Source organism: Chryseobacterium sp. Leaf180 (assembly GCF_001424585.1).
In the GTDB taxonomy this organism is placed as follows: domain Bacteria; phylum Bacteroidota; class Bacteroidia; order Flavobacteriales; family Weeksellaceae; genus Chryseobacterium.
The window spans coordinates 698,079-713,438 of sequence record NZ_LMPJ01000001.1 but is presented as its reverse complement, the minus strand read 5'-3'; the positions used below and the strand labels follow the sequence as shown (position 1 = coordinate 713,438).

The following is a 15,360-nucleotide window of genomic DNA, read 5'->3' as shown; positions in this document are numbered from 1 at the left end:
AAAGATACGGTAATTTGATGTAAAAATATCACCGTTTCAGTTTGTCAAATTCTTCTATAATCTCAAATTGATGCAATAATAAGTTAAACGAATGTTTAATTATGCAATTCGTTTTATAAAATAATATGCATAGAATATTATATATAAGTGACTGATATTTATATATTTATAGTTTAATATTTTATGTAACTTATCATATTTTTTAAAATTTCATATTAAATCTAATTTTAACAAAATTTTTATACATTGCAGAATTCATTAACATTAGCTTAACATTCATCGTAAACCATAAAACATAAACCGTTTTGAAAAACTTTACAACAGTACTGAAAATTGCACCGGCATTTTTACTTGCCGGCACACTAATGCACGCGCAGAGCAGCGATACGATTCCGAAAGAAAAACAGATTGAGGAAGTCGTTTTAATTGGTTTTGGAGCGAAGAAAAAATCTGATCTTACAGGCTCGATAACGTCGGTATCCGAAAAGGATTTTAATAAAGGTGCCATTGTGTCGGCCGACCAGCTGATCCAGGGAAAAGCGCCTGGTGTAAGGATTACCACAAACGGTGGTTCGCCGGATTCTAATCCGAACATCAGAATACGTGGCGGATCTTCATTAAGTGCCTCAAACAATCCATTGATCGTTATTGACGGAATTCCGCTTGACAGCACCAATCCTGCAGGTATTCAAAACCCCCTTTCTTTGGTGAATCCAAACGATATAGAATCTTTTTCTATTCTTAAAGATGCTTCGGCCACTGCGATTTACGGAGCAAGAGCTTCGAATGGTGTCATTTTAATTAAAACAAAATCTGGTGGTGGAAAACTGAAGATGAGTTTTAACACCAATGTTTCGGTAGGTAAAGTTTCTAAATACATTGACGTGATGGATTCTGAGCAATATGTGTCTTTCGTGAAAACTTATTTTCCGAACGATGTCTGGAAATTGGGAGTTGGCGGAAGCATTGCAAACAGGACACAACCGGGAAAAATTTACAGCACCAACTGGCAGGATGTTGTTTACAGAACTTCGGTATCTACCGATAATAACTTCAGTGCTTCCGGTAATCTGTTTAAGGCTTTACCGACAAGACTTTCATTGGGATATAACAAAACCGAAGGTGTCGTAAAAAATGATGATTTTGAGCGATTCTCAGCGGCGATTCGTATTACACCCACTTTCTTTGATAAACATTTGAAGATTGATATTAATGCAAAAGGGTTTAAAGTTGATAAAAATACAGTAGATGCGGGCGGTGCGATCGGAAGTGCGCTTTCGAGAAACCCAACTTTGCCCGTTTACAACCGTGAAGCATTTGGAGAAAATGGGTCAAATTATTTCGGAGGCTATTATCAGAATTACTACATTGATGCAACAGGAAAATATAATCTCACCAACGACACAAACCCTTTGGCAGCGCTTGAGCAGAGACAGAGACCGGAAAATACAATGCGTTTTTTAGGTAACATCGAGCTTGATTACAAATTTCACTTTCTGCCGGATTTGAGAGCAGTCGTAAATGTAGGCGGAGACTTTTCGAGAACAAAAATTCGTGAAACGTATGATAATAATGCACGAAATTCTGTAATTAACCAAGTGTACAATTCTCTGGATCAGGTAATCTACAATCCGGGGCTTAGCTATGCTGAAAACCAGTTTACGAACAACAGGAATTTAGATGCATATTTAGTGTATAACAGAAAAATCAATGATTTTTTTACTAATTTCTTAATCCAAGGCGGTTACACATATCAGGATTTCAGATATGATGGAAACAAAGAACAGTATTACGGTGATCCTACAGGAAGCGGAATCAGAATCCCTCAGCCCAACAGAGCAAATCCTACTTATGGATATTTTAATAATCTGAATTTGCAGTCGTTTTTTGCAAGAACCAATGTAGATATCAGAAATAAATATTTATTTACAGCATCTTTTAGAGCTGATGCCTCTTCACTGTTCAGTGGTTTTGATAATCGTTGGGGATACTTTCCGTCAGCTGCACTCGCCTGGAAAATTCAGGAAGAAGATTTTCTTAAAGATGTCGCTGCTGTAAAAGAACTTAAACTGAGAATCGGCTGGGGACAAACTGGTCAGCAGGATATTACGCAGGTTTCCGGAGGTTTTTATCCGTCAAGACCATTGTTTTCTCTAGGATCAGAAACAGCGCAGTATTTACCTGGTTTCAACATTTACAATGCTTTGCCATTTAATCAGAATCTGAAATGGGAAACCACAACCAGCTGGAATGTTGGTTTAGATTTTAGTTTCTTTAATAGTAATGTCATTTCCGGAAGCATTGATCTTTATGACAGAACATCAAGAGATCTACTTGTGAAAGCACCATTGCCACCTGGGCAGGGACTTACCAATCAGTTTTCAGACAATGTAGGTTCTCTCAGAAACCGAGGTGTAGAGATGAATTTAAACATCAATCCTATAAAAACAGAGAATATCAGCTGGAATGTTTTCGGTAATTTTTCTTACAATAAGGGAGAGATCTTAGATCTTAAATATACTCAAAGACTTGAGGCTGGCGGTGATCTGCCTGTGGGAACAGGTGTGAAAATTGCCTACAACGTTGTCGGTTTGCAGCCTTACTCGGCATGGATGTTTCAGCAGGTGTATGATGCCGGAGGAAATCCAATTTCTGAATCTTTTGTAGATAGAAATGGTGACGGCACAATTAATAACGATGACCGATACAATGTACAGATGATCCCGAATTTTACCTACGGATTTGGAACTTCCTTTAATTATAAAAACTGGGATTTAACCGCCAATCTTCGCGGTCAGATCGGAGGTAAAGTGTATGACGGGCGTCACGTAGCGCAGGGATTTATTAATCAGGCAAAACCTTCAAATTCTGAGAATCTGAATAATCTTGTTGATTTTTCTAACCCACAATATTCAATCAATCTTGTACAGCCAACAGACAATATGTTTTTCTCAGATTACTTCCTTCACGATGCCACTTTCCTTAGAATGGATAACGTAACTTTGGGTTACAGAGTCGAAAAAGTTTTTGGTAACAAACTCGATCTGAGAGTGTACGGATCAGTAAATAATGCATTTATTATCACTAAATATAAAGGACAGGATCCGGAGAATTTCGGTGGTATCGATAATAATTTTTATCCTAGACCAAGAATTTACACTTTAGGTTTAAACTTTAATTTCTAATTTAATTTAAAATGAAAAAAACAAAAATATATGGTCTTTTGGCAGTTGCTTGCTTATTTGTGTCTTCGTGTACCGATGATCTGAATACTGAGCCGAAATTTGAACTCACTCTTGAGGAACTTCTGATAAGAGATCCAAACGCGGTTGAAGGTTTGCTGTCAAGAATGTATTCCACTTTTGCGCTTTCAAGCGTTTCCGGACCAGGAGATTCTGATATTGCGGGTGCCGATGCCGGTGAATCGCCTTTTATCCGTGGTTTGGTTAATTTGAATGATTTTACCGCAGACGGAATGAAAAACAAGTGGGGAGACAACGGATTAGACCAGCTGACCACAACAAAAGGCTGGAATTCTAATAATAAATTCTTTAAATATGTATATGACAGAATTTATTATACCGTACCTCAAACTACCAACTTAATTCTTATTTTGAAACAGAAAGTTGATGTACCAAACGAAGATCAGTATATCAGCGAATTGAGATTTTTACGTGCATTATCATATTATTACCTGATTGATTTTTTCGGAAAAGGACCTTTGATTAATGATACAAATTACGGAGCACCAGTTCCGGTTGCTGAATCTTCTCGTGCAGAACTTTTTGCATTTGTAGAATCTGAATTAAAAGATATTGAATCTAAAATTGCACCCACGAATACTTACGGTAGAGCAAACAAGGCTGTTGTACAGATGCTGCTGGCAAAACTTTATCTGAATGCTGAGGTTTACACAGGTACTGCAAGATATTCTGATGCTGCAACGTACGCTTCAAAAGTGATCAGCAGCGGTACATATCAGCTGGAAAGTAATTTCACAAAAAACTTCCGAGCAGATAATAACACTTCAAAAGAAATTATTTTTCCGCTGATCGCTGATGCGACAAACTCACAAAGTTTTGGAAACACAACCTATATTGTAAACGGAAATCTTAATTCTGCCACCATGACGCTCAGTACCTATGGAGCAACAGAAGGTTGGGGCGGTCATAGAGCAACAAAAGCCTGGTACGGATTATTTGGCGCGAATGCTGCGTCTCTGGCAACCAGTACAGATATCAGAGCAAAACAGTTTTGGTTAACGGGTCATAATTACGAAATGACCGATTATAAAGAGTGGACAGACGGCTATCCGTCAATTAAATTTACAAATAAAAATTCTGACGGCTCTGGAGCGATAACTTCTTTTTCATCTACAGATTTCCCTTTATTCAGACTCTCAGATACCTATTTGATTTATGCTGAAAGTTCCCTGCGTGGCGCTACAACTGGAAACGTGGCTCAGGCGCTTACTTACGTAAACCAGATCAGAACAAGAGCGGGCGCATCAGCATTACCCACGCTTACGCTTCAGAATATTTTGGATGAAAGAGGCCGCGAGCTAGGTTTGGAAGGTGTGAGAAGACAGGATCTAATTCGTTTCGGAAGATTTACCGGAGGTACTTATTTATGGCCATGGAAAGGTGGAGTGCAGGCAGGAACTTCGATCTCCGATAGTTATAAAGTTTTTCCTATTCCTGCGTCGGCATTACAGGCAAACCCAAATCTGACTCAGAATCCTGGCTATTAATCTTTAATTACAATCAAAATGAGAAATTTTATAAAAATATTATTTTTAGGATTATTTGTTTCAGTTTTGTTTTCATGTGATAACGAAGATGAAAAAATAATTCTAAATAACACAGCTCCGGGAAGTTTAGCGGTAAATAAAACTGCTGTAAATTTAGATGAGTTGATTGCTGATCAGTCTGCTCTCACATTTACTTATGTGAATCCTACATTCAGTCCGAATATCGTTTTTACCAACGAGGTGGAAATTGCAGTGGCAGGAACAAATTTTTCACCAAGCAAAAAAGTTATCGTTTCCAAAGAATCTAATTCATTTTCTTTGACTCACGTGCAGCTAAATACAATTTTGGCAGATCTGATGGTAGCGCCGAACGTGGCGAAAAATGTCGAATTTCGCTTAAAGACAAGTGCTAATTCAGTAACTGCATTTTACTCGCCAAGCGTTGCTGTTTCAGTGAAAGGCTACACCCCAAACCCAGATCTGGTATATCCTAAAATCAATGTTCCCGGCAATTACGCAGGTGCGGCAGGATATCAGGACTGGACTCCTACCAATACCGCCAATCTTTTTTCTCCTGAAAAAGACAGCAAATACAGAGGTTTTATTTATGTTTCTGCTGCTAACAGCGAGTATAAATTTACCATCAATCAGGATTACACAGGTGACAAAGGTGATGACGGAACCTTTACCGGTAAACTCGTTGAAACAGGAGAGGTGAATCTGAAAGCAGCTACAGCCGGAACCTATTATATTAAAGTTGACTGGCTTGCAAATACCTATTCTACAGCAATCATGAATTTTGGTGTAATCGGTGACGCCACGCCAACCGGTTATGCTTCTGATACTGATTTTGTGTATAATCCCACTACAAAAACATATGTGATTAATTCGATTGCTTTGAATAGTACAGGCGTTTTCAAATTCAGAGCAAATGACGACTGGGCAGTGAAAATTCAGCCGGCATCTACAGATCAGACTTTGGTTACAGGAACGGGCGTGAAGGTTTTTATCAGTAATGAAGGTACGGTTACAGGCGACCCAAGCTATAAAGTGGGTGTTGCAGGAAACTACAAAATCGAACTCGATTTGCATAATTCTGCAAACTACAAACTGACGGTTACAAAACTTTAAATTTGATTTATTCATAAAAAAACTGCTGCTAAAGGCGGCAGTTTTTATTTTACCTATTTAATATTATTGAGAATGAAGAAAATGACAATCGGGGCAATGATGCTCTCAATGATGTGCGGATTTGCAAATGCACAATCTTTAAAATCACCGGACGGAAAATTTGAAATGTTTTTTCAGCTGAAAAACGGTGTTCCTTATTACAATCTGAAATTTAACGGTAATACAGTAGTTGAAGATTCTAAACTGGGTTTAAGAATTTTTAAAGAATCAGCGATAAAATTTGCTTCAGAGATTGCCAAACCAGACGATGCAAAATCTGATCTGAACAGCGGTTTTACAAAAACTGCAGAAAAAAGAGATTCAAAAAATGAAACCTGGCAGCCGGTTCTGGGCGAAAAGAAAAACTATATCAATCACTATAATGAATTAGCTTTGACTCTTAATCAGGCGAGTACAGACCGAAGCATTATTGTAAAATTCAGACTTTTTAATGACGGTTTGGGTTTCAGATATGAATTTCCTCAGCAGAAGAATCTAAATTATTTCGTTATCCGAGAGGAAGATTCTGAAATCGATTTCCCGAGTGATATGAAAGCATGGTGGATGGTTGCCGATTACGATTCTCAGGAATATCAGTATCAGGAAACCAAAGTTTCAGAAATTCCAGGAAGATGGTCAAAAGCGGCAGATGCCAACGCGTCGCAGACTTTGATTAAAAATGCCGTACAGTCACCGCTGATGCTTAAAATGGAAGGAAAAAATCCACTGTACATCAACGTTGCAGAAGCAGCAGTTTTAGATTATCCGGCTTCTCACCTTGAAGTTGACGCGCAGAATTTTAAATTCAAAACCCATCTTACAGCAGACCGTCAGGGCGCGAAAGGCTACATGCAGACACCAATGGTTACGCCATGGAGAACAATTATTGTTTCGCCAAAAGCGGAAGAGGTGATGGATTCTAAAATGATTTTTAATCTTAACGAGCCTACAAAATATAACGACACTTCCTACATTCACCCTACAAAATATATGGGTGTTTGGTGGGAAATGATCATCGGGAAGTCTCAGTGGGCATACGGTCAGCCGGAATCTAACGTGAGAATCGGCGAGACCGATTTTGCAAAACTGACGCCCAACGGAAAACATGCGGCAAACAATACAAAGGTAAAAGAGTATATCGATTTTGCTGCAGAAAATGGTTTTCAGGGATTGCTTATTGAAGGCTGGAATATCGGCTGGGAAGACTGGTTCGGGCGTTCCAAAGAATTTGTTTTTGATTTTATTACGCCATATCCTGATTTTGATATTAAAATGCTGAACGAATACGCACATTCAAAAGGCATTAAATTAATCATGCACCACGAAACTTCAGGTTCTGCTACCAATTATGAATGGTGGTCTGACAAAGCTTTTCAGCTCATGAATAAATACGGTTACGATGCAGTGAAAACGGGTTATGTAGGCGATATCATTCCGCGGGGCGAACATCATTATTCGCAGTGGATGATCAATCATTACTACAGAATTGCCGAAAAAGCCAACGAGTATAAAGTAATGGTCAATTCTCACGAGTCTGTGCGCCCTACCGGTGAAAGCCGTACGTATCCAAACTATATTTCTGCAGAAGCAGCGCGCGGGACAGAATATGAAGCTTTTGGCGGAAATAATCCGGATCATCAAACCATTCTTCCTTTCACACGCTGGATGGGCGGCTCGATGGATTACACACCCGGAATCTTTCAAACGAAGCTCGATTATTATTTTCCGGGGGACACAAGATTTGTGAAAACCACGTTGGCAAAGCAGTTGGCGCTGTATGTGACGATGTACATGCCGCTTCAGATGGCTGCCGATTTGCCGGAAAATTATAAAAAGCACATGGATGCTTTTCAGTTTATCAAAGATGTGGCTGCAGATTGGGACGATACCAAAATTCTTTCGGCCGAGCCTGGCGATTACGTCATCACGGCGAGAAAAGCAAAAGGTACAGAAAATTGGTTTGTGGGCGGAATTACCGATGAGAACAAGCGTGATTATACCGTAGATTTCTCTTTCTTAGATAAAGGTAAAAAATACGAAGCGACGATTTACGAAGACGGAAAAGATGCCGATTATATCAACAATCCGCAGAGTTACAACATCTACAAAAAGCAGATTACCAGCAAATCAAAATTGCCTATGAAAATGGTACGAAGCGGTGGTTTTGCCATCTCTTTGAAGCCTGTTAATTAGGAGCTATTTCCCGCTTTCACTACTCGCTTTTTTACGCCAGGGCTTTATCATTTTGGTAAAAAGAGCTCAGACATGCCGTTCAATCGGGGCTGGGAAGGTGTTGTATATTCAGACTTTGTCAAAGCCACTAAACTTTGACAAAGTTTTTTCAATTATAAAATCATTCACAAAATGAAATTGTTACAAAAGATCATCAACAAACAGAATGTCTTTCTTTTTCTGCTGATCGCGATGGTAATTTTGGCCAGGTTTGTTCCTTTTCAGAAAACCTACAACGAAGTTTTTAATCTTTCTGCATTCATCGATTGGGGAATCGCGGGCATTTTTCTTCTGTACGGTCTCAAACTTAACTTAAAAGAAGTCGTAAAAGACATTTCAAACTGGAGGCTACACCTTCTGATACAGTCCGGAACATTTATCATTTTTCCGCTGCTGGCTTTGCTTTTTTATCCGCTTGCAAAAGGAACAGAATATTACGACATCTGGCTTTCGGTATTTTTTCTTGCCAGCCTTCCATCTACGGTTTCTTCTTCGGTGGTTATGGTTTCGATTGCCAGGGGAAATGTAACTTCTGCAATTTTCAATGCATCGGTATCAGGAATTATCGGGATTTTGATGACACCGCTTCTGATGAGCTTTTTTCTGGTTTCCAATTCTGAAAGTTCAGACACCGGTGAGATTTTGCAGCAGTTGCTCGCCAAAGTTTTACTGCCGATAATTTTGGGCGTTTTGCTGAATCCATATCTGAAAAAGTGGGTAACGAAATATTCAAATATCATTGCCGAATTCGACCGACTCATTATTTTGCTGATTGTTTACGAAAGTTTTTCGACGGCATTTGTAGAAAATGTATTTTCTTCAGTTCCTGGAGTCATCTTTGTGATACTCGCCCTCAGCGTCGTTTTTTTGTTTTTTGCGGTGTATTATATTCTGAAATTTATATCTCAGAAAATGAAATTTCCAAAGAAAGACATAATCACCACGACATTTTGCGGATCAAAAAAATCGCTCGTTCACGGAAGTCTTTTCCTGCTCGTCCTCGGAATTCCGGATGATAAAAAAGTTCTTTTTCTGCTTCCTGTGATGATTTATCACAGTTTTCAGCTGTTTTACGTAAGCTGGCTGGCCAACAGAATCGCAAAAACTTCGACCGATTTTGAAGTAGAAACTCTTTAGTTTAGATTTAAAATTATCAAAAAAATATCCACATTATACAACCGTAAAAAATGAAAAAAATAATTTTCGCAGGTGCTTTTCTCACCGCATCTTTTGCGTTTTCTCAGATCAAAGTTTTGGAGAAAGTAGAACCCGCTTTTTGGTGGAAAGGCATGCACAATCCGGAAATTCAGCTGCTTCTGTACGGCAAAGATATTGCGAAAAACGAGATCCGCTTTTCAGACGGAATCGTAGCAAAAGACATTCAGAAAGTTGAAAATCCAAACTACGTTTTCGTGACTTTGAATACCAATGAAATCAATGTTTCAAAATTTAAAATTGATATTCAAAACAGAAAGAAAAATGTTGCCTCATATACCTATGAACTGAAAGAAAGAAATCCAAATTCTGCAAACCGGCCGTCTTTCTCGTCAAAAGATGTGATGTATCTCATCATGCCCGAGCGTTTTGCCAATGGCGATGAGAAAAATGATTCTGTTCCGTATCTCACCGAAAAAGCAAACCGAAGTCTTCCAAACGGCCGACACGGCGGAGATCTTAAGGGTATTATCAATAATCTCGATTATCTTCAAAACGTGGGGGCGACCGCAATTTGGCTCACGCCGGTGAATGAAGATAATGAAAAAACATATTCTTATCACGGTTACGCGCAGACCGATTTGTATAAAATCGACGGAAGATATGGTTCCAATGATGATTACCGCGAACTTTCGCGTGAGCTCAACAAAAGAAATATGAAACTGGTGATGGATTATGTCACCAATCACTGGGGAATTTCGCACTGGCTGATCAAAGATTTGCCGACCAAAGACTGGATTCACTGGTTCGATGACGGCGAAAAAGGTTTTAAAAGATCAAACTATAAGATCACTTCACAATTTGACACAAACGCTGCGGAAGTCGATAAAACCTTGGCTCTGGATGGATGGTTTGATACGTCGATGCCCGATATCAACCAGAAAAATCCGTTGGTTTTAAAATATTTAATTCAAAATGCAATCTGGTGGATTGAATATGCTGAACTGGGCGGCTTTCGAGTCGATACGTATCCTTACAACGACAAAGATGCGATGGCAAAATGGGCGAAAGCAATTACTGATGAATATCCGAATTTTAATATCGTCGGAGAAACGTGGCTGAATAACGCAGCGCACATTTCCGCATGGCAAAAAGATTCTAAAACCGGAGAAGCGGCGCATTACAATTCTCATCTTCCGTCGGTGATGGATTTTCCGCTGTATGGCGAAATCCCAAAGGCGATTAAAGAAAAAGACGGCTGGGACAACGGAATGAATCGGCTTTACAATAGTTTTACCAATGATTTTCTCTATCCGGATATTAATAATCTTTTGGTTTTTTTTGAAAACCACGACACCGAAAGATGGAACGAAATGTTTAATTCAGATCCAAAAGCCTACAAACTGGCGATGACGCTGATCTCAACCGTTCGCGGAATTCCACAAATTTATTACGGAACTGAAATCGGAATGCGTGGCGATAAAAATAAGGGTGGCGATGCAGATATCCGAAGAGATTTTCCTGGCGGCTGGAAATCTGATGCTCAAAATGCGTTCAATATTGCAAAGCAGTCGGCACAGCAAAAAGAATTTTACGGTTTTACTCAGAAATTACTCAACTGGAGAAAAGGAAAAAACGTCATTCATACTGGCAAAACTAAAAATTTCGTGCCTCAGAACAATGTTTTTGTGTATTTTAGATACGACGAAAAAGAAACGGTGATGGTGGTTTTGAATGCGAATGAAAGCGATCAGGAAATTGAATTAAGCAGATTTTCTGAATCACTGAAAAATTTTAAAGAAGGAAAAGAAATAATTTCCGGGAACAATTTTTCGCTTCAGAAAACATTGAACATTCCAGCAAAATCATCAATGATCCTTGAACTGAATTAAAATCAAATTAAACAAATAAACTATGAAAAAATCAGTTTTTAGCTTTGCTTTAATCATTTTCCTGTCATTTTTTTCGGCAGTTTCTGCGCAGACAAAATTTGAAAAAGAAAAAAGTGAGATCAGCAAAATGCTGAATCAGTTTAATATTGCTGCGGCAAAAGCAGATTACAAAACGTATTTTGATTTCTTCGCAGACGAGTCGACCTTCATTGGAACAGATGCTACCGAAGTGTGGGACAAAAAACAGTTTATGGTTTGGGCAAAACCATATTTCGATAAAAAATCAACATGGAATTTTACCTCGATTCAGCGACATATTTACTTCAGCAAAGACGGAAAAATGGCTTGGTTTGATGAATTGCTTGATACGCAGATGAAAATCTGCAGAGGTTCTGGCGTTGTAGAAAACATCAACGGACAGTGGAAAGTGCGTCAGTATGTTCTTTCGATGACTGTTCCTAACGATGTTGTCGACAAAGTGGTTTCTGTAAAAGCTCCGATCGAAGAAGAGTTGATCAACAAATTAAAGAGCGAATAAACTGATGCAGAAAAAAGTAAAACCAAATCTTTCGATGGCTCAAATCATTAATATGAGCATGGGATTTTTGGGAATTCAGATGGCTTTTGGTCTACAGAACGGTAACGCCAGCCGTATTTTGCAGAATCTGGGTGCAGACATTCATCAACTCTCGTGGTTTTGGCTTGTAGCGCCGGTCACAGGATTAATCGTTCAGCCAATTATCGGTCATTTGGGAGATAATACATGGGGATTTTTGGGAAGAAGAAAACCGTACTTTTTAATAGGGGCAATTTTGTGCGCTATTGGTTTGGTTTTGCTTCCGAATGCCGCTTCTGCTAATCAGATGATCGCCGCAAATGTGCTTCTTTTAGCGGTGATTTTTCTCGCGATGATGGATGCTTCAATCAATGTGGCTATGGAACCTTTCCGTGCTTTGGTGGGAGATATGCTTCCAAAACATCAGGGAACTTTAGGGTTTTCTGTACAGACCGTTTTGATCGGAATCGGCGCGGTGATTGGATCTTATCTCCCAGATTGGCTTACTAAATTAGGCATATCAAATGTTGCTGAAAAAGGTTTTGTTGCAGATAATGTGATCTATGCATTTTACTTTGGAGCGGCGATTCTATTGCTAAGTATTATCTATACAATCATTACAACGAAAGAATATTCTCCGAAAGAATTTATAGAATTTGAAGACGAAAATGAAGAACATCATCATACATCGAAGTTCTCAGATATGTTCAGCGATTTTGCTAAAATTCCGACGCTTATGAAAAAGCTGGGAATTGTACAGTTTTTCTCATGGTTTGCGCTCTTTACAATGTGGGTTTTTACGACCAGTGCTTTGGCAACGCATCATTTCGGGCTATCACCGGAAGATACACATTCTTTAGAATTTAATAAAGCAGGTGATCTCACCGGAAAATTATTCGGAATGTATAATCTCTGGGCGATTCCGTTTGCGTTTTTGCTGACACCTATGGCGAACAAAATCGGAAAAAAACAGACGCATGCTTTTGCTCTTCTGTGTGGCGGACTTGGCTTAATTTCTATGTATTTTATTAAAGACACTTCGCTTTTATGGATGTCGATGATTGGGCTTGGTTTTGCCTGGGCAAGTATTTTGGCAATGCCTTATGCGATGCTGATAGACGCGATTCCGCAACGTAAAATGGGCGTTTTTATGGGGATTTTTAATTTCTTTATTGTGATTCCGCAGATCATCAACGGATTATTTGGTGGGCCAATTGTAAGCAGATATTTTGGAAATATGGCAATGGGTTATGTGGTTGTTGGCGGAATATGTATGGTTTTAGCAGCAGTTTTAACGATGATTTTCATTAAAACAGAAGATTCGAATACAAAAGAAATTGAAGAAGATATTCAGCAGGTTCATTTTTAAAATTAATTTAAAACAGAAAACTATTATATAAAAAGCGGGTAGAAGTCCGCTTCTTATCATTTTAAAGAAATGCATCTACTAAACTAAACGAATCGCTTCTTACCTTATATCAATCATTTCTGCGGATTCTGACTGTACATTTGTACTATAAATAATCAATAAAATTTACAAAATGAAAACAGTTTATCACAAAGCAGATTCCAGAGGTCACGCCAATCACGGTTGGCTCAATTCTTATCACACATTCAGTTTTGCAGGTTATCAAAACGCAGAACGGATGAATTTCGGAGTTTTAAGGGTTTTAAACGACGATGCCGTTTCCCAGGGAATGGGTTTTGGAACGCATCCGCACAAAAATATGGAGATCATTTCGATTCCTTTGGAAGGCGATTTGGAACATAAAGATTCAATAGGAACGACTGCGGTAATCAAAAAAGGAGAAATTCAGGTGATGAGTGCCGGAACCGGCGTGATGCACAGTGAATACAATAAAAATAAAGACGAAAGTGTAAAATTTCTGCAGATCTGGATTTTTCCGCGTGAAGAAAATGTAGCGCCAAGATACGATCAGGTCAGTATATCCGAAGGAATGAAAGTGAATGATTTTCACCAGATTTTATCACCGAATCAGGATGACACAGGCGTTTGGATTCATCAGGATGCATGGTTTAATCTCGCTAATTTCACAAAAGGAAACGGCAGAGAATATCAACTGCATAAAGATGGAAACGGTGTCTATATTTTTGTTTTGAAAGGAAGTGCAAAAGTGGGCGAACAGACTTTAAATGAGAGAGATGGTTTTGGTATCTGGGACGCAGAAAGTTTCACTCTGGAAGCTACAGAAGACTCCGAAATATTACTGATGGAAGTTCCTATGGAATTTCCGGCGTATTTAAAATAAGTCAAACCGATTTTTTGCATTTGAGATTTAACTTTAAATTAATATCTTTGCAAAAAGAAAATAGATGAAAATTGAGTCCGCTTTCAAAGAATGTTTTTCAGCAAACGGAAAAACTGTGGGCTCTGAAATTTTCAGATAAAATACCAGCCGATAATTGTTAAAGATTGTCGGCTTTTTTATTTTCTTTCAGTCAAACCAAAAGTTAATTTTAAAAGATAAAAGATGTCAGTCTGTGATCTGAAATCTCGCATCAAAAATCTATTACAATGAGTAACACATACAAATCGGCAGGCGTAGACAAGGAAGAAGGCTACAAAACGGTAGACAAAATAAAGAAAGCAGTTGGCGAAACGCACAATGCTAATGTTTTGAATCATTTGGGAAGTTTCGGTGCATTTTACGAAATCGGCGGTTACAAAAACCCGGTTTTGGTTTCCGGAACCGACGGCGTGGGAACGAAGCTGAAAGTCGCTTTAGACTCGAAAAGATATGATTCTATCGGCGTCGACTGTTTTGCAATGTGTGCCAACGATATTCTTTGCCACGGTGCGAAGCCTTTGTTTTTCCTTGATTATTTAGCTTGCGGAAAACTTGATTCTGAGATTGCTGCAGAGATTGTTTTGGGAATGGTAAAAGCCTGTAAAGACAACAACTGCGCTTTGATCGGGGGTGAAACGGCCGAAATGCCGGGAATGTATCAGCCTGGAGATTATGATGTGGCAGGTTTTTGCGTAGGAATCGTTGAAAAAGATCAGATCATAGACGGTACAAAAATCAAAACCGGAGATAAAATTATTGCATTGCCAAGTTCAGGATTCCACTCAAACGGATTCTCATTGGTAAGAAAAATCTTCCCTAATTTCGAAGAAGAGTTTGAAGGAAAACCTTTGTATGAGACACTTTTGGTTCCTACAAGATTGTATTACAGAGACATTCACAAAGTTATTGAAGAAGTTGAGGTGGCAGGTATTGCGCACATTACGGGTGGCGGTTTGTACGAAAATATTCCAAGAATTATCGGTGACGGACTATGTGCTTCCATTGATGCTTCTAAAATCCAGATTCCGAGCGTAATGCTTGAGCTTGAAAAACGTGGAAATATTGCCCGCGAAGAAATGTTCGGAACCTTCAATATGGGCGTTGGGATGATCGTTGTAGTAGATGCGCAGCACGCCGAAAAGGTTTTACATCTTTTGGATGACGCTTATGAAATCGGTGAAATTACTGCAGGAGACGAAAAAATTGACCTTAAATTTTAAAAAGACATCAGATTTCAGATGCGAGATTCCAGACTTTAATTCTGATATCTGACATCCTGAATCTACCATCTAAGTT

The 15,360-nt window shown here is 38.8% G+C and carries 10 protein-coding genes; all 10 read left to right on the top strand.

Annotation, left to right across the window (positions count from 1 at the left end):
- The first annotated feature begins 305 nt into the window (after positions 1 to 305).
- The 10 genes from ASG01_RS03250 (at position 306) to purM (ending at position 15,284) form a co-directional block, all read left to right on the top strand.
- Positions 306 to 3,185, top strand: coding sequence for a SusC/RagA family TonB-linked outer membrane protein (locus tag ASG01_RS03250; protein ID WP_131725314.1), 2,880 nt, complete (start codon positions 306 to 308; stop codon positions 3,183 to 3,185).
- An 11-nt stretch (positions 3,186 to 3,196) separates the two neighbouring features.
- Positions 3,197 to 4,750 (top strand): RagB/SusD family nutrient uptake outer membrane protein, encoded by a 1,554-nt coding sequence (locus ASG01_RS03245; protein WP_055859817.1) that lies wholly within the window; start codon positions 3,197 to 3,199, stop codon positions 4,748 to 4,750.
- A gap of 18 nt (positions 4,751 to 4,768) precedes the next feature.
- On the top strand, positions 4,769 to 5,881 hold the full coding sequence (locus tag ASG01_RS03240; protein ID WP_055859812.1) for a SusE domain-containing protein: 1,113 nt from the start codon (positions 4,769 to 4,771) through the stop codon (positions 5,879 to 5,881).
- A 72-nt stretch (positions 5,882 to 5,953) separates the two neighbouring features.
- Positions 5,954 to 8,113 carry a glycoside hydrolase family 97 protein gene (locus ASG01_RS03235; RefSeq protein WP_055859811.1) on the top strand — a complete coding sequence of 720 codons (2,160 nt, stop codon included), beginning with the start codon at positions 5,954 to 5,956 and terminating at the stop codon, positions 8,111 to 8,113.
- A 171-nt stretch (positions 8,114 to 8,284) separates the two neighbouring features.
- The gene (locus tag ASG01_RS03230; RefSeq protein ID WP_055859808.1) at positions 8,285 to 9,289 is read left to right on the top strand and encodes a bile acid:sodium symporter family protein; all 1,005 of its coding nucleotides are present in this window, start codon (positions 8,285 to 8,287) and stop codon (positions 9,287 to 9,289) included.
- Between the two features lie 50 nt (positions 9,290 to 9,339).
- Positions 9,340 to 11,199, top strand: a complete 1,860-nt coding sequence (locus ASG01_RS03225; protein WP_055859805.1) for a glycoside hydrolase family 13 protein — start codon at positions 9,340 to 9,342, stop codon at positions 11,197 to 11,199.
- Between the two features lie 22 nt (positions 11,200 to 11,221).
- Positions 11,222 to 11,737, top strand: a complete 516-nt coding sequence (locus ASG01_RS03220; protein WP_055859802.1) for a nuclear transport factor 2 family protein — start codon at positions 11,222 to 11,224, stop codon at positions 11,735 to 11,737.
- A gap of 4 nt (positions 11,738 to 11,741) precedes the next feature.
- Complete coding sequence (locus tag ASG01_RS03215) at positions 11,742 to 13,124, top strand: MFS transporter (protein WP_055859799.1); 1,383 nt, start codon at positions 11,742 to 11,744, stop codon at positions 13,122 to 13,124.
- 172 nt (positions 13,125 to 13,296) lie between these two features.
- Complete coding sequence (locus ASG01_RS03210; protein ID WP_055859797.1) at positions 13,297 to 14,025, top strand: pirin family protein; 729 nt, start codon at positions 13,297 to 13,299, stop codon at positions 14,023 to 14,025.
- Positions 14,026 to 14,291: 266 nt separating this feature from the next.
- Positions 14,292 to 15,284 (top strand): phosphoribosylformylglycinamidine cyclo-ligase, encoded by a 993-nt coding sequence (gene purM / locus ASG01_RS03205; protein ID WP_055859794.1) that lies wholly within the window; start codon positions 14,292 to 14,294, stop codon positions 15,282 to 15,284.
- Positions 15,285 to 15,360 lie beyond the last annotated feature (76 nt).